The sequence below is a fragment of the Pseudomonas sp. PARCl1 genome (assembly GCF_947311875.1).
Taxonomy (GTDB): domain Bacteria; phylum Pseudomonadota; class Gammaproteobacteria; order Pseudomonadales; family Pseudomonadaceae; genus Aquipseudomonas; species Aquipseudomonas juntendi.
In genome coordinates, this window is sequence record NZ_CAMZMX010000014.1 from 62,324 (window position 1) to 85,198 (window position 22,875).

Consider the following 22,875-nt stretch of genomic DNA (forward strand, 5'->3'; position numbering starts at 1 on the left):
GCGGTTTTTTTATGCCTGGCGTGGCGCGTCTAGATCCTGCCCAGCAGTAACAACACCAGCAGGACCACCAGTACCACGCCGACGATGCCGGACGGGCCGTAGCCCCAGCTGCGCGAGTGTGGGAAGACCGGTAAGCCACCAATCAACAGAAGAATCAGGATGATGATGAGGATCGTGGTCATGTACGTGTCCTTGCGTGGTTAGGGGTCAAGGGCCTCGGGTTGCCGGCCTCTTGTAAGTTCGGACTGGTGGGCAATGTGAAAGATTCCATTTTGTGCCGGTTCATGCCCCCACATTCACTACCCTGATGAACCCTGCAGTTGGCCAGGCCCTTGTTTAGACTCGTTTCATACCTCAACGAGACAGGGCCAGCCACCATGCACAACCGCATCATGATTACCGGAGCCGGCTCAGGCCTCGGGCGCGAAATTGCCCTGCGTTGGGCACGTGAGGGGTGGCGCCTAGCGCTGGCCGATGTCAACGAAGGCGGCCTGCGCGAAACGCTGGACCTGGCCCGTGCGGCCGGCGGTGAGGGTTTCGTCCAGCGCTGCGACGTGCGCGACTACAGCCAGCTCACAGCCCTGGCCCAGGCCTGTACCGAGCAGTTCGGTGGCATCGACGTGGTGGTCAACAACGCCGGGGTTGCCTCGGGCGGGTTCTTTGCCGAGCTGTCGCTGGAAGACTGGGACTGGCAGATCGCCGTCAACCTGATGGGCGTGGTCAAGGGCTGCATGGCCTTCCTGCCCCTGCTGGAGCGCAGCAAGGGGCGCATCATCAACGTCGCGTCGATGGCCGCCCTGATGCAGGGGCCGGGCATGAGCAACTACAACGTCGCCAAGGCCGGCGTGCTGGCGCTGTCGGAGAGCCTGCTGGTGGAATTGCGCCAGGTGGAGGTGGCGGTGCATGTGGTGTGCCCGTCGTTCTTCCAGACCAATCTGCTGGACTCGTTCCGCGGCCCGAACCCGGCCATGAAGGCTCAGGTCGGCAAGTTGCTGGAAGGGTCGCCGATCAATGCGGCGGACATTGCCGACTACATCCACCGGCAGGTCGCTGCTGGCGAGTTCCTGATTATGCCGCATGAGGCCGGGCGGCAGGCTTGGGAATTGAAGCGGCAAGCCCCCGAGCGGCTCTACCAGGAAATGGCCGAAATGGCCGTGAAAATGCGTGCCAAAGCGGTTTCGCGATGAAATATCTGTAGGGCGAATTACCAGTAGATGTAGGGCGCTTCTGAATCGCTGCGGAGCTATTGAGTAGCCTGATCCTGACGATGCAGTCTCCGGTTTTACCTTGTGCAGGAGGACCGGAACATGCTGGTGATAGGGCGCGAAGTGGGCGAGGTCATCATGATCGGTGAGAACATCCGCCTCGTGGTGGTCGAAACCCGTGACGGGGTGGTGCGCTTTGGCGTGGATGCCCCACGGGAAGTGCCGGTGCACCGGTCCGAGGTGTACAAGCGCATCAAGGAAGCCAAGAAAGCCGAGACCGGCTAGTCGAGCAGTTCCCGCGGCACGTCATGCTTGGCCAGCAACTGGCACTGCTGGCTTTCGGGGTCGAACAGGATGAAGGCCTGGCCCTTGGCCAATGCCTGGCGTACCCGCAGTACCCGTGTTTCCAGCGGGGTATCGTCACCATTGTCGGTACCGTCGCGGGTGACGAAGTCTTCGATCAGGCGGGTCAGTGTTTCGGCTTGCAGTTGCTCGTAAGGGATCAGCATGGGGCGGTGTCTCGGGTTACGGTGGGGGCATGCTACGCGAAACATTGGGGCTTTGGGGACCGCGTTGCGGCCCATCGCGACACAAGGGCGCACCTCAACGACCGTGCAATTTTTGAGCTGTGGGAGATTCTATGGTTCCTGGCAAGGGTAGCCGGAGCATCTTCAGCGCCTGTGAGATCGAGCGCCGCCCGCGCGGCGCAATCGCGAGCTGCGCTCGCTCCTACGTTTGTTTCGGGCCAGTAACGCCTGTGACAGGCGCGCGCGGCCGCCGTGTTTGTACGGCGCGATATTGAGGCATGCACCAAGGCGTTCGCGCGCAAGCATCGCGCGGGCGGCGCTCGCTCTAACAGGCGCTGCATACCTTGTGGCAAACACCTGTCTGCCCTGATGCGATCCCCGTGGGAGTTGGCTTGCCGACGATGGTCCGCAAAGCGGCCCCAAGGCCTCAGCCCTTGTTACCGACCAGGCTGTCGACCGCCGGCACGCGCGTGTCGCTCTCCATCTGCGCATCGTGTTCCAGCTGGTGGCTGAAGCGCTCCAGCGAGGCATTGGCCGGCTGTGAATCGCTGGCAAACACCGGCGGGCTGAGCAGGTACGCCGACAACAACTGGCTCAGGGCCGCCAGGCTGTCGATGTGCGTCCGCTCATAGCCGTGGGTGGCATCGCAGCCGAACGCCACCAGCGCGGTGCGAATGTCGTGTCCGGCCGTTACCGCCGAATGGGCGTCACTGAAGTAGTAGCGGAACAGGTCGCGGCGTACGGGCAGGTCGCGGTCGCCGGCCAGTTTCAGCAAGTGCCGCGACAGGTGGTAATCGTAGGGGCCCGACGAGTCCTGCATGGCCACGCTCACGGCGTGCTCGCTGGAGGCTTGCCCCGGCGCCACCGGGGCAATGTCGATGCCGACGAACTCGCTGACGTCCCAAGGCAGGGCACCCGCTGCGCCCGACCCGGTTTCCTCGGTAATGGTGAACAGCGGGTGGCAGTCGATCAGCGGTTGCTGGCCGCTCTCCACCACTGCCTTGAGCGCGGTGAGCAGCGCCGCGACACCGGCCTTGTCATCCAGGTGACGGGCGCTGATGTGGCCGCTGTCTGTGAACTCGGGCAGTGGGTCGAAGGCCACGAAGTCACCAATGCTCACCCCCAGCGCCTCGCAATCGGCGCGGGTGGCGCAATAGGCGTCCAGGCGGACTTCCACGTGTTCCCAGCTCACCGGCATCTGGTCGATGGCGGTGTTGAAGGCGTGCCCACTGGCCATCAGCGGCAGGACGCTGCCGCGCAACACGCCGGTGTCGGTGAACACGCTGACCCTGCTGCCCTCGGCGAAGCGGCTGGACCAGCAGCCAACCGGCGCCAGGGCCAGCCGGCCGTTGTCCTGCAGTTGGCGCACGCTGGCGCCGATGGTATCGAGGTGCGCGGATACGGCGCGGTCGGGCGAGGTTTGCCGGCCCTTCAAGGTCGCGCGAATGGTGCCGCGACGGGTCAGCTCGAAGGGGATGCCCAGTTCGTCCAGGCGTTCGGCCACGTAGCGCACGATGGTGTCGGTGAAACCGGTCGGGCTGGGGATGGCCAGCATCTCCAGCAGCACGCGCTTGAGGTATTCGAGATCGGGTTCGGGATGTCGCTCGGACATGGTTGAATACTCCTTGCTCCTGTGCCGGCCTTTTCGCGAATGAACCCGCGAAGAGCCCGGCACTGGTTTACGCCAAAGGCCGGCTATGCGGGAACAGCAGGTCGATGAAACGCTCGGCCGTTGGCTGCGGTTCGTGGTTTGCCAAGCCGGCGCGCTCGTTGGCTTCGATGATCACGTACTCGGGCTGTTCGGCATCACGCACCATGAAGTCCAGCCCGACCACCGGTATTTCCAGCGCCCGCGCAGCGCGCACGGCTGCGTCGGCCAGCACCGGGTGCAGGCGGGCGGTAACGTCTTCCAGGGTGCCGCCGGTGTGCAGGTTGGCGGTGCGCCGCACGGCCAGGCGCTGGCCGGGTGGCAGCACGTCGTCGTAACCCACGCCAGCAGCGCGCAGGGTACGTTCGGTTTCTTCATCCAGCGGGATACGGCTTTCACCCGCCGTAGCGGCCTGGCGACGACGGCTTTGGGCCTCGATCAACTGGCGCACACTGTGCTTGCCGTCACCCAGCACCTGGGCCGGGTGGCGAACGGCGGCCGCCACCACTTCATAGCCGATCACCACGATGCGCAGGTCGAGGCCGGCATGGAAGCTTTCCAGCAACACCCGGCTATCGAACTGGCGGGCATGGCCGACCGCCTGGGTCACGTCGTCGATGCAGGTCAGGTTTACCGCTACGCCCTGGCCTTGTTCGCCGTCAACGGGCTTGACCACCACCGCGCCATGCTCGTCGAGAAAGGCCAGGTTATCGTCGGCATTACCGGCCAATTGTTGCGCCGGCACCTGCAGCCCGGCAGTGCGCAGGGCATGCTGGGTCAGGCGCTTGTCCTGGCACAGGGTCATGGTCACGGCGCTGGTCAGGTCGCTGAGCGACTCTCGGCAGCGGATGCGCCGGCCGCCCAGGCTGAGGGTGAACAGCCCGCCGGCGGCGTCATCCACCTGTACCTCGATGCCGCGGCGCAATGCCTCGTCGACGATGATGCGTGCATAGGGGTTGAGGTCGGCCTGTGGGCCGGGGCCGAGGAACAGTTGCTCGTTGATGCCGTTCTTGCGCTTGACGGCGAAGGTGGGCAGGTTGCGAAAGCCGAGCTTCTGGTACAGGCGCTTGGCCTGGCGGTTGTCGTGCAGCACCGACAGGTCGAGATAGGCCAGGCCACGGCTCATGAAGTGCTCGATGAGGTGGCGCACCAGCACTTCACCCACGCCGGGGCGGGTGCAGTGCGGGTCGACTGCCAGGCACCACAGGCTGCTGCCGTTCTCGGGGTCATCGAAAGCCTTGGCATGGTTCAGGCCCATGACGCTGCCGATCACCGCGCCGCTGTCTTCGTCTTCAGCCAGCCAGTAGACCGGGCCGCCCAGGTGCCGAGGGGTGAGCAAGTCGGCATCGACCGGCAGCATCCCGCGCACCTGATACAAGGTGTTGATGGCCTGCCAGTCAGCCGGGTTCTGCGCCCGCCGCACGCGAAAGCCGCGGAATACCCGCTGGGCTGGCCGGTAATCGGTGAACCACAGGCGCAGGGTGTCGGATGGGTCGAGGAACAACTGTTGTGGCGCCTGCGCCAGCACCTGCTGTGGTGCTGCCACATACAGCGCGATATCGCGTTCGCCTGGGCATTCGCCCAACAGGTCGTCGGCCAGGTCGGCCGGCTCGGCATAGGTGTGGCCAATCAGCAGCCGGCCCCAGCCGCAGTGCACGGCACGCGGCTGTTGGTGGGGCTGGCTGCCGTCGCCGGCCAGGCGCGCCTGCAGGCGCTCGTAGGACGGCGCCTGGCCACGCAGCAGGCGCTGACCGTAGGCGATTTCGTGGGGTTTCATCGGTCAGAGTCCTTGTTCGCTCAGCCACAGGTTCAATGCTGCCAGTTGCCACAGCTTGGAACCGCGCAGTGGCGTCAATTGGCCGTGCGGGTTGCTAAGCAGGCGGTCGAGCATGGCTGGGTTGAACAGCCCACGGTCCTGGCTGGGGTCGGTCAGCAGCTCGCGTACCCAACCCAGTGTGGCGCCTTCCAGGTGCTTCAGGCCCGGTACCGGGAAGTAGCCCTTCTTGCGGTCGATCACTTCATGCGGGATCACCCGCCGTGCGGCTTGCTTGAGCACCTGTTTACCGCCGTCTGGCAGCTTGAAGCGCGCCGGAACGCGTGCCGACAGCTCTACCAGGCGGTAGTCGAGGAACGGGGTGCGTGCTTCCAGGCCCCAGGCCATGGTCATGTTGTCGACCCGTTTGACGGGGTCGTCGACCAGCATCACGGTGCTGTCCAGGCGCAAGGCCTTGTCCACCGCCTGCGGCGCGCCGGGGCGGGCGAAATGCTCGCGCACGAAATCGCCAGCGGCATCGGTATCCAGCAACCATGGCGCCTGTACGGTATCGCGGTACTCGTCGTGGCTGCGGTCGAAGAAGGCGTTGCGGTATGCCGTGTAGGCATCGTCGGCGCCGTCCACCTGCGGGTACCAGTGGTAGCCGGCGAACAGTTCGTCGGCGCCCTGGCCGCTTTGCACGCCCTTGCAATGCTTGGCCACTTCCCGCGACAGCAGGTAGAAGGCGATGCAGTCGTGGCTGACCATCGGCTCGCTCATGGCGCGGAAGGCGGCAGGCAGCTGGTCGATGATTTCGTGCTCGGCAATGCGCAACTGGTGGTGGCGCGTGCCGTAGTGCCTGGCGATCAGGTCGGAGTACTGGAACTCGTCGCCGCGCTCGCCGCCGGCATCTTCAAAGCCGATAGAGAAGGTCGACAGGTCGTCCACACCGACTTCGCGCAGCAGGCCGACCAGCAGGCTGGAGTCGACACCGCCGGACAGCAGCACGCCCACGTCCACGGCGGCACGCTGGCGGATGGCCACGGCTTCGCGGGTCGCGTCCAGTACGCGGGTGGTCCAGCCTTCCAGGTCCAGCTCACGCTCATCGGCGTTGGGCCCGTATTGCAGTTGCCACCAGGTCTGGCGCTCGATTTCGCCGTGGCGGTCGATACGCATCCAGGTGCCGGGTTCCAGCTTTTGCACGTTCGCCAGCAAGGTGCGCGGTGCCGGCACCACGGCATGGAAGTTGAGGTAGTGGTTGAGCGCCACCGGGTCGAGCATCGGGTCGATGTCGCCGCCCTTGAGCAGCGCTGGCAGGGTCGAGGCAAAACGCAGCCGCTCGCCGTTGCGTGACAGGTACAGCGGCTTGACGCCCAGGCGGTCGCGGGCCAGGAACAGACGTTGGTTATCGCGTTCCCAGATGGCCAGGGCGAACATGCCGTTGAGTTTCGGCAGTAGCGCCGCACCCCAGGCGTGGTAGCCCTTGAGCAGCACTTCGGTGTCGCCGTCCGACCAGAACTGGTAGCCCAGGGCCTGCAGCTCCTGGCGCAACTCGGGGAAATTGTAGATGGCACCGTTGAACGCCAGGGACAGGCCCAGAGTGTTGTCGACCATGGGCTGCGCCGAGCCGTCGGACAGGTCCATGATTTTCAGGCGGCGGTGGCCGAGGGCTATGGGGCCCTGGCTATGGAAGCCCCAGGCATCCGGGCCGCGTGGCGCCAGGTGATGGGTAATGCGCTCTACCGCAGCCAGGTCGGCTGGGCGTGGCGCTTGGCCGATGGGGGTGAAACGTAACTCTCCTGCTAATCCGCACATACAACGTAGACCCTTTGAGTTTCGGCACTCTTGGCGCTACTGGCTCTTAGCTCGTACCACTTTTGTACCACTTTCCAACATTTTCAGCTTCTCAAGCTCAGCCCAGTCGTTGGGCGAGCTGATCCACTTGGCATAGGTGGAGAGCAGCACCTGCACGCTGTGCCCGAGTTGCGCGGCGATGAATGCCGGGTTCATGCCGGCCATCAGGCACATGGTCGCGTACGTGTGGCGCGTGTCGTACATCCTGCGGCGCTTGATGCCGAGTTTCCGCAGGGTCGCCAGCCAGTAGCGTTTTTGACTCGTCTCGGAGCGAATGAACATCTCCGACCGGTCTCCCGTCCCACTGGGCGCGAACACGTAATCTGAACGAGCCTCGGTGAGCGGTCTGGCTTTTTCGAGCGCATGCATGGCCCGATCGTTCAACAGAACTTTCCTCGAGCGCTTCGTTTTGGTGCGATCCTGGATGACTCCGCGTATCTGGATACGGCACACGTTGGCGGTCCTGGCGCGGCGATCAATCTCGCTCCAGCGCAGAGCCATCACCTCTCCTGGGCGCATGCCGGTGTAGAAACAGAACTCAAAATAGGCGGCGTAAATGGCGGTCATGCCGCTCGTCGTTTCGGTCAGGTGAGCAATGATCGAATCGGCCTCATCCTTGGTGAACGGGTCGACCTCGCGCTTCGGAACCTTCGCGCCGGGAATGGACAGGGCGGGATTTCTGACGATCAGTTCGTCCGCAACTGCCTGCTGGAAGATCGACACGAGGAGCCCCACCACGCCCTTGCGCCGGACAGGGGAGGTCCACTTAATGTCGTTCATGATCTTGCGCAGCTTTACTGAGGTGATCGTGTCGATCGGCATCTCAGCCAGGTAAGGAACCCAGTAGACCTGTAGAGCAGACCTGTAGTTTTTGCGGGTGCCTTCGACGATCTGCAAGCTGTTCAGCCAGTCCTGGGCGTAGTCGAAGAAGATGGGCGCAGTCTGCTCGACGACTGCAACGCTGCGAGTGTTCGGAAACAGCTCGACGTACTTGTCTGGGGTCAAGGCGCCGAGCTTGTCCAGTCCTCTTACTTGAGCACGTAGACTCGCGGCTGCTGCGATCCCTTTCGCGGTCTGAGGGAGGGGGAGCGTCTCGCAGCAACGCTTCTTGTTCCAGGTGAACCGGATTCGGATAGAGCGCCCGACAAGCTCGACTCCGGCCGGCAGGTCCACAGGCTTTCGATCCATTCGTCATATCTCCTTCTGCTGTACATGATCCTGCCGTTGATCTTCATCCACACCCAGCTGGGGATGATGCCTTTCTCGCGCTTGCGTTGAAGCGCCTTCGCTGTGCACCCAACCAACTCGCCCATCCGCTTTTCGGTGACCTTGTCTTGTGCCTGTTCGTCGGGCAGATTCTCTGCTGCTGCCATCGCTACTCCTCCTGATGCGTCAGGTTTTGTTTGTCACGCTGAACTGTCACGTCAGCAGGCCGACGCCGGTCGCGCTGAGCATTCACCGCACGCAGCACCGCACCGACCACCGAACTGATCTTGGCCTTCTGCCGATCGTCCAACTGATCGAAAGGTGTGTCCGCGAAGCTGCTTGCGCGGTGGACCTCGCTGCAAGCCGCCTGGAAGTCGCCGCAGTACAGATGCCCCTCGGCGCTCTTGGCGCGCTGGCGCCAGTAGGCAGCCCGCGCATGCAACGCATCCATCTCCGACAGGAGGGCGAGAACATTTGCCGGATTGGCGCCGGCAATGAAAGCCGCATTGGCCCGGCACTCTTCGTCCGTCTTAACCCGGCAGTTAGCGAATGCCTCCGCGATCATCCCGCTCTTCTCATGTGCAACGTAGGCGTACAGGAGATGGCCGTGCTCATTGATGTACTCACCCTCTGTGACCCACTGGCCACCAGTAGCGGCTTGGGCCAGCGCCCTCAGCTTATCTCGATCTATTTTCATGACATCGCCCACCGACGGTTGAAGTTGGACATGGCCGCATCAGCCAATACTTTCGCCTGATCGTGGCTCAGGCCGCGCGCAAGGCCAGCGGCGTAGCAGCGGCTCCAGTGCTGGCAGCGGAGTTCGTTCATGGTCACGGTCTATCCTCCCAGTCCCAGCTCAGCTTCGGATCAATCGGCGGGTGAGCCTGCAGGGTGTGCAGGTTCAGCAGCGTAAAGTGGCCATCCATCCAGCCGCCGGTGTCGATGTGGTACACGTTGCCCAAGACAGCCGGGCGCCGAACAGGGGTGTGGCCCACCACCACGGCGCGGACGCAGCCAACCCCATGGTGCTGCTCATGGGTGATCCTGCTCCGCGACCACTGAACTGCCTCTTCGACGTTGCGCAGGCCTGGCATATTGCCCTTGGCCCAGTCCTGCAGCATGGTCCAGGTCGGCAGCGGGCAGTCAGCGTGCACGATGCCCACCAACCCCTGCGGCGTCATAACCTCGATGATCAGCGGCAGGTCGGCCAGCAGTTGCACGTAGCAGCCTTGCCCAATTGACGATCTGGCGTAGAGCCAAGCGCCGCCGTTGGCAAGGTGGTCCCCACCTGCACGGCCATCAGGGTCAAGCCGGTAGGCGTCGATGGCCATCTGCTCATGGTTGCCGCGCACCGCATGAAACCATGGCTTGGACAGCCAGGCGTCTACCTGGTCCGACTCAGGCCCACGATCGACCAGGTCGCCCACCGAGAACAGCCGATCAGCGGCAGGATTGAACCCGACCAAGTCCAGGGCGCGTTGCAGTCGGGTGAAGTGGCCGTGGATATCACCAACGGCGAAGTCGCGGCCAGCGGTGTTGATCTGGAAGTGCTTGATCATGTCCGCTCTTCCATCGCCTGCTTCATCAGCAGGTAAGTCTTTGGAGCGCGATTACCCTTGCACCAGTCCAACCCGACTTCATCAAGGAAGCACTTGCAGATCTCGCCCCAGTTGCCGGCCAGCCCTACCCACTGCTCCCCGCGCTGAGCCATCTCGCCCATGCGCGGTTTCCACTCGGGGATCAGCTCAAGCAGCTTGATGCAGCGGTTGAGGTCATCCGGGTCGGCAGGGGCGGCGTAACCATCACGGGCGGGGACGCCAAGCATGTGGTCGTGAATCGCCCGCGATGACATACCTACGTCGCCGTCACGCATCCAGGCAGCGGCCCGCTGCTCGACCGTGGCATCACCGCCAGGCATTGATGTGTCATAGCCAAGCGCGCAGCCAGCAGCCTCAAGCGCCTTGGCGCAAGCCTGTTCGAGCTTCTTCTTGCCCTTGATCTTCCCGTGCATGAAGTCGTTCATGATCGGTGTAATAGCGTCCAGCTGGCGCTGATTAAGCTTGTGACCCTGCAATACAATGCTCATGCCTGACCTCCCGCCAGCGCCGCCAATTCAGCCACCAGCGCATCGGCCCGCCCGTAGAACTTCCCGGCGTCCTCGTTCACGAACCGCTCCAGAACGGTGGCCACTGCCTGCTGATTGGCCAGGCCACGCAAATCGGCGCTGGGCACGGCCGTATCGGTCGACGGAGCGTGGACGAAAGCCTCCTGGCTGATCAGCAAGGTGCGCACCGGCCTGATGCCCTTGCACTTGCTCACCCAGTTCGTATCGGGCACGCACCAGGGCAGCATGTGAAGGCACCAGGCAGTTGCTGCGTTCGACTTCTGACTGCTGGTCCAGTACTCGCTAAGGCCAAACGCCTGGGCCGCGCCCCTGACTGTGTACGATCCGTCGTGACCCCATTCTGGAAGCTGCAAGAGATTGCAGCGCAGCACCTGCAGCTCCTCGATGGAGGGGATGTGCCAGCCCCAAGTGCCACGGATGTTCATGCCCAGAACCTTGCGGGCAATAGCGCTGCCCTCGGCGGCCATGGCTTGGGTGTTGGCCATTCCGTCGAAGCGGGACGTGGCGCCACGGATGCGTGGGCGCGGGCCTTCCTCCTGCCACCAGTGTGCGGCGACTTCAAAGTCCCGGCCTGCATCGATAACCGCGTGCTCGGCGCCGTCGAAGAACAGGCGCCCGGCGAAGAAGCCACCACCAAGCGGCTGGCTAACGGCGGGGAGGGCGGCGGGGTTGATTGAACGACGCTTGGTCATTTTGCAATCCTCGGTTTGCCCGTAACTACTCGACTGCCCTCGGCGTCATGCACCGTCACCGTTGGCGAATTCCTCACCATGGAGCCGTCGGGCATTTGGGTGTAGGTAGGGATGCCGTAGAACGGTCCGTCAGGTGCAAACGGATCGGGCAGGGCGCCTGGGTTGTCCAGCAGCATCTGCTCGAACTGGCGCATGCAGGCGTTGAATAGCGGGCCGTTCTTGAAGTCAGGCTCTTTTCGCCCAGACTTCGTGCTGGCGCTGTCCTCCAGCCCGGCCACGAACGCCACCCCAGAAAGCGTGCCCCTGGCTTCGGCGGCATACTCGGCAGCCTCAGCTCTATGCACTGGATTGACCGACAGGACATCGAGGATGGTGTCGAGGCCGTGCACGATGGTCAGGTAGTCGTCGGCACGCAGGAGCCAGTCCGCGATCACCAGGAAATTATTCCGACGACTCTTGCGACGAGCTTCACGTTGCGCCTCTAGCTCTTTCACCTTGCTTGCGGTGAACGGCAGGCCCGTGCTAGCCACCTTGATCTGCTCGGCGTAGTAGGCATGGTCGTGCTCACGCTCGGCGCACATATGGCGAGCAGCGCGTCGAGCGATAATCAGGGAAATCAACGGCTCGACGTTGCCACGGTTGGCCAGCTCAAGCAGCCGGCGGGCATGCTCAGGTTTCATTCGCATGGGAACCCCCGAAAGTGATCGGCCAGCACCCGTCGCCCGTCCAAGCCGCAGGCCGTGGAAAGGTCGATGACTTGGCCAAAGGTGGTTTCACGGTGCTGCAGGGCATCCCACAGCAGCAGAAGGAGGCCGGCCTGGTTCATGGCTGCTGCTCCTGCACCACCTGCTGCTGCAAGGCCTCCAGGCGCAGGGCGGTGTCGATCTCCTGATCCAGCTCTTCAGCAGAGAACCAGTTGTCGCCGCGAACCACCAGCAGGTCCTCGTCAGGATCTTCGATGCGCTCGCGATTACGCAGCCAGCGATACCGGCGGGCATCGGCAGCCATGCGGACGTGCTCATCGATGTCGAAATCTGGAGCTGAAACTGATGGGGGAGCATTTTTTTCAGCTTGTTCACTAAATTTCTTAGTCGGTGCCCCGTTTATCAGATGTGAAGGTGCTGCGGGCCGGCCCTGTGACAGGTTCAGCACCAACTCAATCTCGGCCAAAGCATCTTCCGCCTCTGCCCACATTTCCTCGCTTGGTGCCATCCCGTGCCCGGCGACGGCCATCAAGCCACCTACTTTCACGTCAATTCGCTTGAGCAGGTTTGCCATCTCCGGAGAAGCCAGAGCCAGGTGCTTGTCCACGGCCAGTGCTTCGTTGAGCACCTCGACATCGTTCTGCAGGTCGCCCAGGCTGGCGCCGGCGATTACCGCCAAACCGCGACCGATGGAGACGTGGGCCCCGAGCAGGGCGAAAGGCTGAACCTGCTCCAGGCTGCCGCCCTCTGGCGCTTTCAGCACCAGGCTGATTCGATCAGGCAGCGTCATGGCCAGTCTCCTGTTTCTTCTGCTCCTGGATGCGCTCGTAGATTTCCTGGCGGTGCACGGCCACGCCTTCAGGCGCTTCAATGCCCAGGCGAACCTGCATGCCGTTGACGCCCAGCACGGTAACGCTGATGTCGTCGTTGATGCGGATGGTTTCGCCTACGCGGCGGGTGAGGATAAGCATGTGGTACTCCTTGTGTGGGTTAGGGGTGGTGCCCATCACCACCCCATTGGCCTTACTTGACGCCGATGAAGGGGAGAGGGGCCTGACCGCCGGTGTAGGTCGGCAGCTTGCCGTCCCACTTCTCGACCGCGTTGAGGGTCACTACATCGGGGTTGGCTCGCAGAGCTTGGGCGCGCACCTCGATCGCCTTTGCATCGGCCTGGGCAATCAGCAGCTTGGCGTCGGCCTCACCCTGGGCCCGCGCTCGTTCCTTGTCGGCCTCAGCCTTGGCCTGGGCAACCTCGTTACGGCGCTGTTCGGCCATCTGCGTGGCCTGGATCTTGGCATTCAGGCTGGCAGTGACCTGCGGTGGTAGTGCAAGGTCGGAGGCGTAGTAGATGCGCTCCAAGTTGATCCCGATCGGCGCCACTTGGGCACGGACGCGTTTCTCCACTGCGGTGAGCAAGTCGGCCTTGCCTGCGCCATACACGCTTTCTACAGGCAGGGTCGAAGCCACGTCGTTGAAGGCGTCACGCACCATGTTGCGCAGGAATTTATTGGTGATCTCGTCGATGCCGGCGCGGTATTTCTGGAACAGGGTGGTGACCTTGTCCGGCGCGACGGCATAGGTGATGCCCACGTCGCCGCCAACCTTCATGCCCTCGACGGTCTGGAACGTGATTGTTTCGGCACCGGTCCAGGTTTCGGTCTGGGTGAACGTCGGGAAAAGGTACAGCTCTTCGTTGATGCCGACCCAGTACTTGCCGGTACCGACCTCCTTGAGCTCAACCCCTTTCTCCGAGCCGTACAGGTTGACGATGACCCCGACATTGCCGGCCGGAACCTTCGAGCACCCGCCCAGGACGGCGATAGCACACAGCGATACAGCAGCGAGTAAACGCTTCATTGGTCTTCCTCTTTGGTGATTGCCGCAGGAGCACGGCGCTTGTTGAAAAGGTGGTAGGCGAGGGTGATGGACGCGATCAGCCAGATGACGACCAGTGCAAAACCGATGATCACCAGGCCGTCCGACTCGCTGCTGATCAGGGCCGGTGCGATGAAGCGCAGTACGGCCAGCGAAACGACCAGGTACAGGAATGCGCAGATCAGGTTGATCAGCAGGTCTAGCGTTCTGATTGATGGGTGCTTCATCACTTTCTCCAGGGCGAGCAAAGGCCCGCCGCGTTTGTTGGCTTTCGCAAAAGTCAGGGTTGGATCAGGTCAGGCGGGTAGCGTCACGCCACCGCCAAGGCGCACTCAGCGCGCCGTTGAATACGGGTCTCGGCAACCTTGCGCTCGCCGGAACGGCGGATGCGGGTGAATTCATCAATGCCAACAATCGAATGTCCGACCAGGATGGCGCACAGAGCGAGAATCATTGGAGAGATAAGTCCGCGGCGCATGGCTTCAGCTACAAGGGCTGGACGCTTGTAAACGCCAAGCTTGTGCATGGCTGCTTCAATGCGGCCTTTGATGGAGCGAGGAGAAAGACCGTCGCGCTGCGCGATCTCTTTGTCAGTGTGGCCGGCAGCTACGGCCACCAAGCAAGACAGCTCTCGTTCAGCCAAGCCTTGACCGAGAATGCCGCGCCACGATCCACAAGTGACAAATTCCATGAGGTGATGCTCCATGCTTCGTTGAAGATGGAGCAATAGTGCTTGCGGGATTTATTTGTGTCAATCCTTGCGGGATTATTTTTTACAGCCCTGGGATTTTTGCATCAACGACGCGCCCGATGATCTCCCAATCGCTGTCCATTTCGACAGTTCTAAAGGCTGGATTAAGCGGGGCGAGATAGCGCGCCCCCGCGTCGGAGACATATTGCTTGAACGTCATTTCGCCGTCTGTATGTCGTGCAACGTAGTATTTTCCGCTAATGAGATCGAATCCTTCAGGCCTGACGAGGATTCGAGTTCCCTCGGGAAAGCTGGTTGCACCAGGTCCTGTCATTGACGGCCCTTTTACAGTAAGCCAAAAACCATGCTCACCTGCGTTCTCAGTGCTCACCAGGAAATCCGAGCCATCCCCTGGTGCAAGGTAGTTTGGAGACTCTGAGCGCTCTCCTGCAGAAACCCAGCTTATCAATGGGTAGCTCCTTGCCTGTCGATAAGGGGCATTCGCCTCTTCAACGTTTGTATCAACCGCGTACTGGAAAGCTTTTTCTCCAGCCGGGCTTGATCGATAACCCTTGAATGCATCCAGCGCCATCTGCTCAACCCCTGGGCCGCTCAGCATTTCTCCATATTTTTTGGAGAAAGAGCTCACGGGAACCTCCAAGAGCGAAGCGATCGCAAGCGAGAAATGGAGATTTAGGGCGTTCCTGCCGTTCAAGTAATGACTCAACGACCCCTGATTCATGCCGAGGATCTGGGCGGCCTTTTCTTGAGTTAGCCCCAGCTCCTTGCGCTTCTCCATGAAAATTTTCTTGAGGGCTGCGCATTCGGCTAGTGCTTCCGGGGAGAGTTCTTTCTTTTTCATCAGCTCACCATATGGCTGGCGGCACTGAAATTCCAATGCCGCCAGCATTGACTTTAAAAAATCCCGCAAGCACTATTTGTGAAAGTCAGAGCTACGGAGTAACCCTGTGCAGCGCACCCCTCTTGCTGAATACGCAGCCAAGCGGCATGCCTGGACGGCTACCAAGCTTGGTATGACCCAAGGAGCCTTGAGCAAGGCTATCCGAGAAGGCCGTTCGATTTTTGTAGTTGTAACCGCGTCCGGGGAAATTTCAGCGGTGGAGGAAAAGCCATTCCCTGGACAGCGTCGAGGCAGTTCGTCTGCATGCCCACAGAATAGCTCCGCAGGAACTATCGAATCAGGTCCTAAAGTACCTGTTTTTTCATCCAGTGCTATGCAGGCCCCTACATGAAGTCTTCCCCAACCCTGTTTTTGCTGAGCGGCTGAGATTTTCGACCGCCCACAAAAAAGCCCAGCCTGAGCTGAGCTTCTTAGTTGCTACCCGCGCCAACGGGTGGCTTTGGTACCACTTTGTCTGCAGAAGGACAAAACGATGCAACAGGAAAATACCACCGCACCACCAAGCGCGCAAGCCCCGGACTTGTTCCGCCTACATCGGCTACACCGTGGCTCGCTGGCCGCATACAGCGTTGCCCGAGTTTTGCGGGAGAGCCATGAGTTTGGTGATGACAACCCACTCACTGATCGTGATCAGCACGGTCTTATGCTGGCGCTTGAGTTCATTTGCTACGACTTGTACGCACACCATGAAGCCGAGCTTGAGCTTGGCGAAGGCGGTGCCCAATGACCGCCCTTGCCACTCATGTCCAGCGCTTCACCATCTCTGGCGTCTCGTACCAAGTCGAATCTGGCACGCACTGCAGCACTGCCCTTGTCGCAGCAGGAAGCATCTTGTCGGGCGTCAACATCTTGCTCGGTGCTCTCATTGATGAGAGCGGTGACCAGGCCAATGAGATCTACGCAATCCGCACTCTGACCATGCAGGTCGAGGCACTTATCGGCGCCATGGAGGTGCCGATCCGCAACGCCGAAGACCTCGCGCCACAAAACCAAACCCCTCCAGTTTGTGGCGCGGAGGTGACTCAATGAGCACGACAACCAGCGACCTGGGCGAGAAGGTCATGGCCCGTCTTCGGGTTATCGAGGGGTTCGCCTCCATCCTGATGGAGAACGACAGCCTCAAGGGGGATGCGCAGGCCGGGTTCGCTCCTCAACTCGATCATCTCAGCGAATCCACCATCCATGAAGCGATGTACATGCTGGCCGACCAGGCGCAGGGCCAGCTGCTTCAGCTGATGAATGCCGCAGGGGGTGCCCAATGAAGACCCTTCAAAACATTGCTGATGAAGCCTACGACGACCTGATGGTGCTGCGGGAAAAGCTCAACGACTTCAAGACCATGTTCCTGGCTGTGAGCAAATTGCTGCCCGAGTCTGACACTGCAGGCCGATTGGCAGGCATCGGGGCCATACACGCCAAGGAGTGGGCGACCAATGCCGAGGAGTGGGCGCGGAAGATGGATGAAAACCTCCGCAACCTTGAAGCCCAGCAGCCCGTCGCGCCACAAAAACCTACCCCTGCAAAACGTGGCGCGGGAGGTGCGGCATGAAGCTAGTCACCATCCACAACACTCAGCTGCCCGTCGTCGAGTATCGCGGCCAGCGCGTAGTCACCCTGGCGATGATCGACCAGGTGCATGAGCGGCCGGATGACACTGCTGGTCGCAATTTCCGCGAGCACCGTGACCGGCTCATTGTCGGTAGTGACTACTACGTCATCGCTCGATCTGAAAACAGCGAAATTCGCGGTTTAGGTTTCGACGTGCCGAATCGCGGTTTGATCGTCCTGACCGAGCAGGGCTATCTGATGCTGGTCAAGTCGCTAACCGACGATCTGGCTTGGACGGTCCAGCGCCAACTGGTCAGCAACTACTTCAGGCCGGCACCAGCACCTGCTCTCCCTGGCGACTACATCACGGCCTTGGAGCACCTGCTGGCCACGAAGCGTTCTGAGCAGCTGGCGTTGGAGCAGCGTGACCATGCGATCGCCACCAAGGCGGAGATCGGCAGTCGGCGAGAAGCCACCGCCATGGCCACTGCATCAGCTGCTGTCCGCAAGGTCATGCACCTGGAGAACGAGCTGGGTCGTGGTTGCCAGCACGCCACCGTGACGGCGGTTGAAAAGGCCGCCCACCGAAGCTTCGGTGGCCAGGGTTTCCGTCCGCTCAAGAACTGGTGTGACATCCATGGGGTGTCCGCCCCGAAAGTCCAAGACCCTCGATTCGGCTGGGTTCGCTCCTGGCCTGCGGCCGCCTGGACGGCTGTTTACCAAATTGACCTGGCCGAACTGTTCGGCGTCGCAGGAGACCACGAATGAAAGCCAAGCCTACCCATGCGCAACTCATGACCTTGATCGCCGAGGCGGCTGTTGAGTTCCAGCAGGCCGAGATTCTGCGCAACTCCCTGAAGCGCGAACTGAGCGCGATGTATGCGACCTACTTCAGGGCTCACGGTCGCCCAGGCAATGGCGAGCGCACCCGTTTCGACTTCGAAGACCCGGCGTATCGCGGTGTGGTCCAGTTCACCGAGGGGGCGTACAGCCGCTGGTTTGACCAGCGTGCTCTCACAACGAAGCTCAAGCGCCGGCTGCGCGGTCTGGTCGAGCGCCTGGAGCGTGCCCAATGAGCAAGGTGATCAACAAGGCCTACTTCGAGAGCTTCTCCAATGCGGCTCTGATGTTGCTGTCCTTCGAGGCCGTCATGGACGCAATCGAGGTGGTCAGCGATGGCGCCAAGATCCGCGAGTTTGACGAAACCTATGTCGGCCTGGTCGGCGCCAGCTTGGCGCTGAGCGTGCTGTTCGAGCGACAGACCGGCAGTGATGCTTCGGTCGTCTCGGGAGAGCACCTCGAGCAGGAGCGTCGGCATCTGCTGGAGGGTGGTGAGCCGCCAACCTTCAGCATTCCGATCGTCAACACTCTGCGCGAGCCACTGCGGCCCGAGGTTTTCGACCATCTGACCACTCTGCAGCTCGCCAGCGCGTCGTTCAACTATGCCGACAAGGTGTTCGAGACGATCAGCAACCACTCGCCCCAGGCGCTTGAAATGGCCGAGGCGCGGGTTTCTTCGCTGGATGCGGTGACAGCGCTGCGTTCGCTCGTTCTGCGCCTTTCTGGTGGATCGCTGACTGACCTTGCCCAGCACGTTGCCAAGATCACCGGCGCTGGTTCGGAGACTCTCCAATGACCACGACCGCAAACCCTGCCCAGGCGCTCCAGCAGCGCGCTGGCGCGTCGATCATCACAGGCCCCTGGCCTACCTACAGCCAGTTCAAGGGCTTTCCAGAGCGCGAGCGCTGGACGCTTTACGAACTGGCCAAGGCTGGGCGCCAGGCCATGGAAGACAGCGGCTTCGAGATGGCTGAAACCTACGACGCCTTCGTGCGCCGTGTCACAGAGGAGCTTGAGCTGTGAGCACCATCCTGATGACCGCCTGCTGGCCGCTCGAGATGAGCGCTGCCCAGAAGTCAGTCCTGATCTCCTTGGCCGACAACGCTAACGACGACGGTGTTTGCTGGCCTTCCATTGCCAAGATCTGCGAGCGCACCTGTCTGAAAGAGCGGGCGGTACGCAACGCAATCCGTTGGCTTGAAGGCGTCGGCTTGCTGGTGGCGAAAGAGCGTGCTGGGAGGTCGACCTACTACGCTGTAACCCCGGCATCTTATGCCCCCGGCATTAAATGCCCCCCGGCACCAGATGCCGGGGACCCCGGCACCACGTGCCCCTCACCCCGGCACCAGATGCCGGACACCCCGGCACCAGATGCCCCCAGAACCGTAATAGAACCCAAAGGTGAACCATCAAAGAACCGTAAGAGGGGAAATGACGGTTTCACGGTTGAGCAGATGCTTGAACTGGCACCAGAAGATCTGACGGAGCAAACCGCCCGTGACTACTTCCAGTTCAGGAAAAAGAAGGGCCCGCTCAATACGACGATTTGGAACACCGTGCTGAGCGAACTGGAGAAGTGCCGTCAAGCTGGTATCAATTCGGACAAGGCCCTGGCTGAAGCCATGACCGCAGGCTGGCAGGGGTTCAAGACGGAATGGCTTGTAAACCGACTCAAGCAGGATGCCTGGAGTGCTCCAGCAACCGGCTCGCGCAGCGCAGTTCTGCAAGTACCTGCCCACCACCAGGAGATGTACCCTGATGACCTCATCTAAATTCAGTCCAGCCCCAGGCGAGCGCGCCACCGGCATTGCTAAATGCGAGGTGCCTGGGCATGGCCAGTACGAAACGAAGCAGGTCGAGCAGTTTGATGGCGGATGGAAGGCTACCGAGTGTCCGCGTTGCCGCTGGGAATCCCTGAACCTCCAGTGCGAGGTGGGCGTGCGGGACGCTGCGTATGCCGAAAAGGAAGCCGACGAGCTCAACCGTGACCTGTTCGCCACCGGCATCACGCCGCGCTTCCGTGGGTGCACGTTCGACAGCTTCATCACTAACGCCGAATCGGCCAAGGTCCGCGCCCAGTCTATTTGCCGGCGCTACGCCGAAGAGTTCGAAAGCCACTACCGGGCTGGCCGGGCACTGATGCTGCTGGGTGAGGTCGGGAACGGTAAAACCCACCTGGCATGCGCGATCCTGCAGCACGTCGTACGGGAGTACGGTGCCAAGGGTCTGATCGTCACCGCCGAGGCGATTATGCAGGCCGTGACTGACAGCTTCAGGAGCAACGCTGGGCCTTCGAAGTCCGACCTACTGGCCGAGCTGGCTGCAGTCGACCTGCTGGTGATCGACGAGGTGGGCATGCACACGCCGCGTCCAGGCAAGGATTTCATGCCCAGTCTGCTGCATGAGGTTATCGACCGCCGCTATCAGCTTGTTCGACCGACGATCCTGGTCAGCAATCAAGACCGTGAGCAACTACCGGCCTTCATCGGGCCCCGGGCCATGGATCGCCTGCGCGAGAACGGCGGCTTGCTGGCGCCATTCACCTGGTCGTCAGCGCGTGTAGGAGGGGCGGCATGATCAGCCAAGATTACGCGGCTTGCACAAAGGATGTGTCACGGTTGCACAGCCCTGAGTCAGAGCATGCCCTGATCGGCGCAATGATCCACCAGCCAGCGCTCATTGACGACGTGAAGCTTGAGGTCGGGGATTTCTACCAGGCCGATTGCGCGGAGCTGTTTGAGCTGCTGCTGGCGCTCAAAGCGAAGGGCCGGCAGATCGACGTGGTAACTCTTTCCGACGCCCGCCCGGCCTTGGCAGACGGTCGTGGCACGTTGGCAGTGGCTGCTCACATCGCTCACAACACGCCAAGCGTGGCGAACTTCACCGAGTACGCCAGGATCGTGAAGCAGCGCTCAGTTGCCCGCCGGGTGATAGCCGCCGCCCACATCATGTCGGAGCGGCTGAAGGATGGCGAGCCACTGGACGAGGTTCTGGCGCAGGGTCAGCAGGCCTGGATCGCGCTTGAGGCAGAGGGCCTAGATTCCCGCAAGCGGTACCGCTTCGTGGGCGAGATCCTGCCCGAGGCAATCGACGGGATTGACCGCCGGTTCAACCGCGAGGTGGTGCTGGGCTTCGATACCGGGCTGCCATCGCTCGACAAGTTCATTCCCGGCATCTGCGCCGGGCACATGGTCGTCATCGCTGGCGCCCCGGGTAGCGGCAAGACCACCCTGGGCCTGGGTATCGCAGAGCGGGTGGCGTTGGTGGCCAAGTCCACGTCGCTGGTGTTCAGCCTTGAGATGACGGATGTGGAGCTGACAAACCGGTCGCTGGCCTCAGTGGGTAGCGTGCAGTTGAAGCACATCACCGAAGGACATTCGATGGCCGACAGCGACTGGCCAGGCCTGACGGCGGCTGTGAGCAAGCTCGATGGCGCTCCGCTGATCTTCTGTGATGACGCCTCCCTGACGATGCGCGATATCCGTCAGATCTGCCGCACGGTCAAGCGCGAGCATGGCCTGGGCTCCGTCACGCTGGACTACATCGGCCTGGTCAACGGCGAGAGTAAGTCGGCCAGTCGATATGAGCAGGTCACCGACATCAGCAAGTCGATCAAGCGGCTGGCCAAGGAACTGGGAGTGCCCGTGATGGTGCTGGCGCAGTTGAACCGCGGCCCAAACAACCGGGCGAACAAGCGCCCCACGAAGAGCGATCTGCGTGACTCTGGCCAGATCGAGGCCGACGCCGACGTGGTGGTGCTGGTCCACCGAGACAGCGATTCCGAGGAGGGGCAGTCGGGCGTCACTGAACTGATCGTGGACAAGAATCGTCATGGTGAAACCGGCATCTGCCGGGTGCAGCACCAGGGTGCTTATCACCGGTTCGTCGAGCTAGTCGGGTACCAGCCAAGCAACGAAGAAGTCGAAATGGGCAGGACATTTGCCGGCCGCCACCGCACCAAAGGAGCTCAGTATGAAACTTTTTGACCTGTGGCCAGGCCACAAACCACCCGCTCGCACTCCGACCCGGCCCGTCGTATCGGTCACCGTGACCAAGCGCGCTGGTGCCGGGCAGCCTGTTGCCACTGGCAATACCCCGAAACCCGAAGGCGTGCATCAGCGTTTGGTCGGCCCACGCGAGCTGCCAGAGACGCTTGAGGCCTGTGAGGCCCTGCATGAGCAGCTGGTGGCTGACGCTATCCGCCTGGAGCTGTCGCTGGCGCAGGCCGTCGAGCGCGCCATCCAGGGCACGCCATACGACCGAGCCTGGTACAACCGGGCGAAGGCCGCGCTCAAGCACTTGAACCATGACCGCACCCGGCTGCTGTACCGGTGCGGCCAACTGCGCAAGGAGGCCAAGGCGCACGCCCAGCAGCACATGGATCGCGTCATCCTCGACGTGATCAAGGAGTCGATGCCCGCCGACCAGTTCTTGGGCTATGTGCGAATTGCCGAGGCCCGTGCGGCCCAAGGGGTTTCTCGATGAGCAACGTAACTGTGGCATTGCCGCGCAAAAGCCTGACCGCCGTGGAGTGCAAGTTCCTCAAGGTGGGCAACCGTATGCTGCTGGAGCAGAACAACGGCCGCATTGCTTCGGCGGCGCTGATGGACATCGTGGCTGACTGGCACGCCGCGCGCGCCAATGTGGGATTCGAGCAGTTCGCCAAAGGCTGGATCACCGAAGGCAACGCCAAGAACAAACACGCTGACAAGCTGCTGCGCGAGCTGTTCGGCCTGGATACCGACCCAACGCCCCGGAGGGCTGCATGAAGAAACGAACCTACGTGGACAAGGCGCTGGGCGATACCGAGTACTTGCTCGAGCAGTGGGGGTTCTGGCGTATGTGTGAGATGGGAGTGCCCCGGTACGTTTCACCGCTCTATGCCCTTATGCGGGACAACGTCCCATCCGTGGGCGGCGCACGACAGCATGTGATCACAGACGATCTGGCCTTGGTGGTGGACCGCGCCGTGGCCAGGCTGGTGAAGCGTAACCAGCAGATGGGTGATTTCGTGTGGGCCTACTACGGCTACAAGCACCCGGCAATGAGGGTCGGCCGGGAGGCGGGCATGTCTGAGCGCAAGGCCCGGGAGATCATCAAGGCTGGCGTTGCATGGATCGACTGCGCCCTTGAAGAATTTCGAGAGGCTGCATAAAAAGTTCTATGCGGGCGGATAAACACCTGTTTTCATAGCAGCGTGTCCAGCTTGCAACGTTACGCGACACAGACAAACCCCGGCCATCGTGTCGGGGTTTTGTGTTTTTGAGGGGCTTCGATTCAGGTAG

At 61.9% G+C, this 22,875-nt stretch carries 36 protein-coding genes; 17 read left to right on the forward strand and 19 right to left on the reverse strand.

The genetic code is table 11. The annotated features are described in order from the left end of the window. Nucleotides 1-29 precede the first annotated feature (29 nt). Nucleotides 30-182, reverse strand: a complete 153-nt coding sequence (locus tag QME24_RS10390; protein WP_009682861.1) for a DUF3309 family protein — start codon at nt 180-182, stop codon at nt 30-32. A 195-nt stretch (nt 183-377) separates the two neighbouring features. Here QME24_RS10390 and QME24_RS10395 point away from each other — a divergent pair, with 195 nt between their 5' ends. Both QME24_RS10395 and QME24_RS10400 read left to right on the forward strand, forming a co-directional pair. Next, nucleotides 378-1,187 (forward strand): SDR family oxidoreductase, encoded by an 810-nt coding sequence (locus QME24_RS10395; protein WP_281690838.1) that lies wholly within the window; start codon nt 378-380, stop codon nt 1,185-1,187. Nucleotides 1,188-1,307: 120 nt separating this feature from the next. Further along, complete coding sequence (locus QME24_RS10400) at nt 1,308-1,490, forward strand: carbon storage regulator (protein ID WP_029885890.1); 183 nt, start codon at nt 1,308-1,310, stop codon at nt 1,488-1,490. Here QME24_RS10400 and QME24_RS10405 read toward each other — a convergent pair. From QME24_RS10405 to QME24_RS10490, 18 genes are all read right to left on the reverse strand, one after another. Beyond that, complete coding sequence (locus tag QME24_RS10405; RefSeq protein WP_009682864.1) at nt 1,487-1,714, reverse strand: YheU family protein; 228 nt, start codon at nt 1,712-1,714, stop codon at nt 1,487-1,489. The two genes, QME24_RS10400 and QME24_RS10405, sit on opposite strands and share 4 nt — an antisense overlap. A gap of 445 nt (nt 1,715-2,159) precedes the next feature. Then, a complete protein-coding gene (locus QME24_RS10410) occupies nt 2,160-3,344 on the reverse strand; it encodes an osmoprotectant NAGGN system M42 family peptidase (RefSeq protein WP_232892946.1) in 1,185 nt (394 codons plus the stop codon). A 67-nt stretch (nt 3,345-3,411) separates the two neighbouring features. Continuing rightward, a complete protein-coding gene (gene ngg / locus QME24_RS10415; RefSeq protein WP_009682070.1) occupies nt 3,412-5,157 on the reverse strand; it encodes an N-acetylglutaminylglutamine synthetase in 1,746 nt (581 codons plus the stop codon). Nucleotides 5,158-5,160: 3 nt separating this feature from the next. Beyond that, the gene (locus QME24_RS10420; RefSeq protein WP_054881869.1) at nt 5,161-6,948 is read right to left on the reverse strand and encodes an N-acetylglutaminylglutamine amidotransferase; all 1,788 of its coding nucleotides are present in this window, start codon (nt 6,946-6,948) and stop codon (nt 5,161-5,163) included. A gap of 36 nt (nt 6,949-6,984) precedes the next feature. Further along, nucleotides 6,985-8,175, reverse strand: a complete 1,191-nt coding sequence (locus tag QME24_RS10425) for a tyrosine-type recombinase/integrase (protein ID WP_110678083.1) — start codon at nt 8,173-8,175, stop codon at nt 6,985-6,987. 187 nt (nt 8,176-8,362) lie between these two features. Continuing rightward, nucleotides 8,363-8,890 carry an ead/Ea22-like family protein gene (locus QME24_RS10430; protein ID WP_110678085.1) on the reverse strand — a complete coding sequence of 176 codons (528 nt, stop codon included), beginning with the start codon at nt 8,888-8,890 and terminating at the stop codon, nt 8,363-8,365. Beyond that, a complete protein-coding gene (locus QME24_RS10435) occupies nt 8,887-9,021 on the reverse strand; it encodes a hypothetical protein (protein WP_256598634.1) in 135 nt (44 codons plus the stop codon). Before QME24_RS10435 ends, QME24_RS10430 begins: the two co-directional genes overlap by 4 nt. A gap of 2 nt (nt 9,022-9,023) precedes the next feature. Continuing rightward, on the reverse strand, nt 9,024-9,752 hold the full coding sequence (locus QME24_RS10440; RefSeq protein ID WP_110678087.1) for a metallophosphoesterase: 729 nt from the start codon (nt 9,750-9,752) through the stop codon (nt 9,024-9,026). After that, nucleotides 9,749-10,279, reverse strand: coding sequence for a hypothetical protein (locus QME24_RS10445; protein WP_232892944.1), 531 nt, complete (start codon nt 10,277-10,279; stop codon nt 9,749-9,751). The genes QME24_RS10440 and QME24_RS10445 overlap by 4 nt, the downstream gene beginning before the upstream one ends. Further along, a complete protein-coding gene (locus QME24_RS10450) occupies nt 10,276-11,010 on the reverse strand; it encodes a hypothetical protein (protein WP_232892943.1) in 735 nt (244 codons plus the stop codon). Before QME24_RS10450 ends, QME24_RS10445 begins: the two co-directional genes overlap by 4 nt. Beyond that, nucleotides 11,007-11,696, reverse strand: a complete 690-nt coding sequence (locus QME24_RS10455) for a hypothetical protein (protein WP_232892942.1) — start codon at nt 11,694-11,696, stop codon at nt 11,007-11,009. The genes QME24_RS10450 and QME24_RS10455 overlap by 4 nt, the downstream gene beginning before the upstream one ends. After that, the gene (locus QME24_RS10460) at nt 11,687-11,836 is read right to left on the reverse strand and encodes a hypothetical protein (RefSeq protein ID WP_012313218.1); all 150 of its coding nucleotides are present in this window, start codon (nt 11,834-11,836) and stop codon (nt 11,687-11,689) included. The genes QME24_RS10455 and QME24_RS10460 overlap by 10 nt, the downstream gene beginning before the upstream one ends. Continuing rightward, on the reverse strand, nt 11,833-12,504 hold the full coding sequence (locus tag QME24_RS10465) for a hypothetical protein (protein ID WP_232244417.1): 672 nt from the start codon (nt 12,502-12,504) through the stop codon (nt 11,833-11,835). The genes QME24_RS10460 and QME24_RS10465 overlap by 4 nt, the downstream gene beginning before the upstream one ends. Continuing rightward, complete coding sequence (csrA, locus tag QME24_RS10470; protein WP_197896236.1) at nt 12,491-12,685, reverse strand: carbon storage regulator CsrA; 195 nt, start codon at nt 12,683-12,685, stop codon at nt 12,491-12,493. Before csrA ends, QME24_RS10465 begins: the two co-directional genes overlap by 14 nt. Nucleotides 12,686-12,737: 52 nt before the next feature. Next, nucleotides 12,738-13,571: an SPFH domain-containing protein gene (locus tag QME24_RS10475; RefSeq protein ID WP_232892941.1), complete on the reverse strand. Its 834-nt coding sequence runs from the start codon at nt 13,569-13,571 to the stop codon at nt 12,738-12,740. Then, nucleotides 13,568-13,816: a hypothetical protein gene (locus QME24_RS10480; RefSeq protein ID WP_232892940.1), complete on the reverse strand. Its 249-nt coding sequence runs from the start codon at nt 13,814-13,816 to the stop codon at nt 13,568-13,570. The genes QME24_RS10475 and QME24_RS10480 overlap by 4 nt, the downstream gene beginning before the upstream one ends. A gap of 83 nt (nt 13,817-13,899) precedes the next feature. After that, the gene (locus QME24_RS10485) at nt 13,900-14,280 is read right to left on the reverse strand and encodes a LuxR C-terminal-related transcriptional regulator (protein ID WP_223625135.1); all 381 of its coding nucleotides are present in this window, start codon (nt 14,278-14,280) and stop codon (nt 13,900-13,902) included. 82 nt (nt 14,281-14,362) lie between these two features. Continuing rightward, nucleotides 14,363-15,142, reverse strand: coding sequence for an XRE family transcriptional regulator (locus tag QME24_RS10490; RefSeq protein ID WP_060519585.1), 780 nt, complete (start codon nt 15,140-15,142; stop codon nt 14,363-14,365). Between the two features lie 106 nt (nt 15,143-15,248). Here QME24_RS10490 and QME24_RS10495 point away from each other — a divergent pair, with 106 nt between their 5' ends. The 15 genes from QME24_RS10495 to QME24_RS10565 all read left to right on the forward strand — a co-directional run bounded on the left by QME24_RS10495 (nt 15,249) and on the right by QME24_RS10565 (nt 22,745). Then, nucleotides 15,249-15,533, forward strand: a complete 285-nt coding sequence (locus QME24_RS10495) for a Cro/CI family transcriptional regulator (RefSeq protein ID WP_223625136.1) — start codon at nt 15,249-15,251, stop codon at nt 15,531-15,533. 141 nt (nt 15,534-15,674) lie between these two features. After that, the gene (locus QME24_RS10500; protein WP_156343191.1) at nt 15,675-15,929 is read left to right on the forward strand and encodes a hypothetical protein; all 255 of its coding nucleotides are present in this window, start codon (nt 15,675-15,677) and stop codon (nt 15,927-15,929) included. Further along, on the forward strand, nt 15,926-16,231 hold the full coding sequence (locus QME24_RS10505; RefSeq protein WP_223625138.1) for a hypothetical protein: 306 nt from the start codon (nt 15,926-15,928) through the stop codon (nt 16,229-16,231). The genes QME24_RS10500 and QME24_RS10505 overlap by 4 nt, the downstream gene beginning before the upstream one ends. Beyond that, entirely contained in the window at nt 16,228-16,464 is a 237-nt protein-coding gene (locus QME24_RS10510; protein WP_060495423.1) for a hypothetical protein, read from the forward strand. The genes QME24_RS10505 and QME24_RS10510 overlap by 4 nt, the downstream gene beginning before the upstream one ends. Beyond that, a complete protein-coding gene (locus QME24_RS10515; protein WP_232892939.1) occupies nt 16,461-16,751 on the forward strand; it encodes a hypothetical protein in 291 nt (96 codons plus the stop codon). The genes QME24_RS10510 and QME24_RS10515 overlap by 4 nt, the downstream gene beginning before the upstream one ends. Continuing rightward, the gene (locus QME24_RS10520; protein WP_232892938.1) at nt 16,748-17,518 is read left to right on the forward strand and encodes an ORF6N domain-containing protein; all 771 of its coding nucleotides are present in this window, start codon (nt 16,748-16,750) and stop codon (nt 17,516-17,518) included. The genes QME24_RS10515 and QME24_RS10520 overlap by 4 nt, the downstream gene beginning before the upstream one ends. After that, on the forward strand, nt 17,515-17,826 hold the full coding sequence (locus QME24_RS10525) for a hypothetical protein (protein ID WP_232892937.1): 312 nt from the start codon (nt 17,515-17,517) through the stop codon (nt 17,824-17,826). The genes QME24_RS10520 and QME24_RS10525 overlap by 4 nt, the downstream gene beginning before the upstream one ends. After that, entirely contained in the window at nt 17,823-18,386 is a 564-nt protein-coding gene (locus QME24_RS10530) for a hypothetical protein (protein WP_110676525.1), read from the forward strand. The genes QME24_RS10525 and QME24_RS10530 overlap by 4 nt, the downstream gene beginning before the upstream one ends. Next, nucleotides 18,383-18,613, forward strand: coding sequence for a hypothetical protein (locus QME24_RS10535; RefSeq protein ID WP_232892936.1), 231 nt, complete (start codon nt 18,383-18,385; stop codon nt 18,611-18,613). Before QME24_RS10530 ends, QME24_RS10535 begins: the two co-directional genes overlap by 4 nt. Beyond that, nucleotides 18,610-19,362: a helix-turn-helix domain-containing protein gene (locus QME24_RS10540; RefSeq protein WP_232892935.1), complete on the forward strand. Its 753-nt coding sequence runs from the start codon at nt 18,610-18,612 to the stop codon at nt 19,360-19,362. The genes QME24_RS10535 and QME24_RS10540 overlap by 4 nt, the downstream gene beginning before the upstream one ends. Beyond that, nucleotides 19,349-20,167 carry an ATP-binding protein gene (locus QME24_RS10545; RefSeq protein ID WP_281690839.1) on the forward strand — a complete coding sequence of 273 codons (819 nt, stop codon included), beginning with the start codon at nt 19,349-19,351 and terminating at the stop codon, nt 20,165-20,167. The genes QME24_RS10540 and QME24_RS10545 overlap by 14 nt, the downstream gene beginning before the upstream one ends. After that, nucleotides 20,164-21,576 (forward strand): DnaB-like helicase C-terminal domain-containing protein, encoded by a 1,413-nt coding sequence (locus tag QME24_RS10550; protein ID WP_232892933.1) that lies wholly within the window; start codon nt 20,164-20,166, stop codon nt 21,574-21,576. The genes QME24_RS10545 and QME24_RS10550 overlap by 4 nt, the downstream gene beginning before the upstream one ends. Next, complete coding sequence (locus QME24_RS10555; RefSeq protein WP_197884499.1) at nt 21,563-22,075, forward strand: hypothetical protein; 513 nt, start codon at nt 21,563-21,565, stop codon at nt 22,073-22,075. Before QME24_RS10550 ends, QME24_RS10555 begins: the two co-directional genes overlap by 14 nt. Then, nucleotides 22,072-22,359, forward strand: coding sequence for a hypothetical protein (locus QME24_RS10560; protein ID WP_019752326.1), 288 nt, complete (start codon nt 22,072-22,074; stop codon nt 22,357-22,359). The genes QME24_RS10555 and QME24_RS10560 overlap by 4 nt, the downstream gene beginning before the upstream one ends. After that, nucleotides 22,356-22,745, forward strand: coding sequence for an antiterminator Q family protein (locus tag QME24_RS10565; protein ID WP_019752325.1), 390 nt, complete (start codon nt 22,356-22,358; stop codon nt 22,743-22,745). Before QME24_RS10560 ends, QME24_RS10565 begins: the two co-directional genes overlap by 4 nt. The last annotated feature ends 130 nt before the right edge of the window (nt 22,746-22,875 follow it).

Bases quoted from the DNA above. Each gene is read 5' to 3' on its own strand.
- QME24_RS10390 (WP_009682861.1), bottom strand. From the start codon at position 182: ATGACCACGATCCTCATCATCATCCTGATTCTTCTGTTGATTGGTGGC.
- QME24_RS10395 (WP_281690838.1), top strand. From the start codon at position 378: ATGCACAACCGCATCATGATTACCGGAGCCGGCTCAGGCCTCGGGCGC.
- QME24_RS10400 (WP_029885890.1), top strand. From the start codon at position 1,308: ATGCTGGTGATAGGGCGCGAAGTGGGCGAGGTCATCATGATCGGTGAG.
- QME24_RS10405 (WP_009682864.1), bottom strand. From the start codon at position 1,714: ATGCTGATCCCTTACGAGCAACTGCAAGCCGAAACACTGACCCGCCTG.
- QME24_RS10410 (WP_232892946.1), bottom strand. From the start codon at position 3,344: ATGTCCGAGCGACATCCCGAACCCGATCTCGAATACCTCAAGCGCGTG.
- ngg (WP_009682070.1), bottom strand. From the start codon at position 5,157: ATGAAACCCCACGAAATCGCCTACGGTCAGCGCCTGCTGCGTGGCCAG.
- QME24_RS10420 (WP_054881869.1), bottom strand. From the start codon at position 6,948: ATGTGCGGATTAGCAGGAGAGTTACGTTTCACCCCCATCGGCCAAGCG.
- QME24_RS10425 (WP_110678083.1), bottom strand. From the start codon at position 8,175: ATGGATCGAAAGCCTGTGGACCTGCCGGCCGGAGTCGAGCTTGTCGGG.
- QME24_RS10430 (WP_110678085.1), bottom strand. From the start codon at position 8,890: ATGAAAATAGATCGAGATAAGCTGAGGGCGCTGGCCCAAGCCGCTACT.
- QME24_RS10435 (WP_256598634.1), bottom strand. From the start codon at position 9,021: ATGAACGAACTCCGCTGCCAGCACTGGAGCCGCTGCTACGCCGCTGGC.
- QME24_RS10440 (WP_110678087.1), bottom strand. From the start codon at position 9,752: ATGATCAAGCACTTCCAGATCAACACCGCTGGCCGCGACTTCGCCGTT.
- QME24_RS10445 (WP_232892944.1), bottom strand. From the start codon at position 10,279: ATGAGCATTGTATTGCAGGGTCACAAGCTTAATCAGCGCCAGCTGGAC.
- QME24_RS10450 (WP_232892943.1), bottom strand. From the start codon at position 11,010: ATGACCAAGCGTCGTTCAATCAACCCCGCCGCCCTCCCCGCCGTTAGC.
- QME24_RS10455 (WP_232892942.1), bottom strand. From the start codon at position 11,696: ATGCGAATGAAACCTGAGCATGCCCGCCGGCTGCTTGAGCTGGCCAAC.
- QME24_RS10460 (WP_012313218.1), bottom strand. From the start codon at position 11,836: ATGAACCAGGCCGGCCTCCTTCTGCTGCTGTGGGATGCCCTGCAGCAC.
- QME24_RS10465 (WP_232244417.1), bottom strand. From the start codon at position 12,504: ATGACGCTGCCTGATCGAATCAGCCTGGTGCTGAAAGCGCCAGAGGGC.
- csrA (WP_197896236.1), bottom strand. From the start codon at position 12,685: ATGCTTATCCTCACCCGCCGCGTAGGCGAAACCATCCGCATCAACGAC.
- QME24_RS10475 (WP_232892941.1), bottom strand. From the start codon at position 13,571: ATGAAGCGTTTACTCGCTGCTGTATCGCTGTGTGCTATCGCCGTCCTG.
- QME24_RS10480 (WP_232892940.1), bottom strand. From the start codon at position 13,816: ATGAAGCACCCATCAATCAGAACGCTAGACCTGCTGATCAACCTGATC.
- QME24_RS10485 (WP_223625135.1), bottom strand. From the start codon at position 14,280: ATGGAATTTGTCACTTGTGGATCGTGGCGCGGCATTCTCGGTCAAGGC.
- QME24_RS10490 (WP_060519585.1), bottom strand. From the start codon at position 15,142: ATGAAAAAGAAAGAACTCTCCCCGGAAGCACTAGCCGAATGCGCAGCC.
- QME24_RS10500 (WP_156343191.1), top strand. From the start codon at position 15,675: ATGCAACAGGAAAATACCACCGCACCACCAAGCGCGCAAGCCCCGGAC.
- QME24_RS10505 (WP_223625138.1), top strand. From the start codon at position 15,926: ATGACCGCCCTTGCCACTCATGTCCAGCGCTTCACCATCTCTGGCGTC.
- QME24_RS10510 (WP_060495423.1), top strand. From the start codon at position 16,228: ATGAGCACGACAACCAGCGACCTGGGCGAGAAGGTCATGGCCCGTCTT.
- QME24_RS10515 (WP_232892939.1), top strand. From the start codon at position 16,461: ATGAAGACCCTTCAAAACATTGCTGATGAAGCCTACGACGACCTGATG.
- QME24_RS10520 (WP_232892938.1), top strand. From the start codon at position 16,748: ATGAAGCTAGTCACCATCCACAACACTCAGCTGCCCGTCGTCGAGTAT.
- QME24_RS10525 (WP_232892937.1), top strand. From the start codon at position 17,515: ATGAAAGCCAAGCCTACCCATGCGCAACTCATGACCTTGATCGCCGAG.
- QME24_RS10530 (WP_110676525.1), top strand. From the start codon at position 17,823: ATGAGCAAGGTGATCAACAAGGCCTACTTCGAGAGCTTCTCCAATGCG.
- QME24_RS10535 (WP_232892936.1), top strand. From the start codon at position 18,383: ATGACCACGACCGCAAACCCTGCCCAGGCGCTCCAGCAGCGCGCTGGC.
- QME24_RS10545 (WP_281690839.1), top strand. From the start codon at position 19,349: ATGACCTCATCTAAATTCAGTCCAGCCCCAGGCGAGCGCGCCACCGGC.
- QME24_RS10550 (WP_232892933.1), top strand. From the start codon at position 20,164: ATGATCAGCCAAGATTACGCGGCTTGCACAAAGGATGTGTCACGGTTG.
- QME24_RS10555 (WP_197884499.1), top strand. From the start codon at position 21,563: ATGAAACTTTTTGACCTGTGGCCAGGCCACAAACCACCCGCTCGCACT.
- QME24_RS10560 (WP_019752326.1), top strand. From the start codon at position 22,072: ATGAGCAACGTAACTGTGGCATTGCCGCGCAAAAGCCTGACCGCCGTG.
- QME24_RS10565 (WP_019752325.1), top strand. From the start codon at position 22,356: ATGAAGAAACGAACCTACGTGGACAAGGCGCTGGGCGATACCGAGTAC.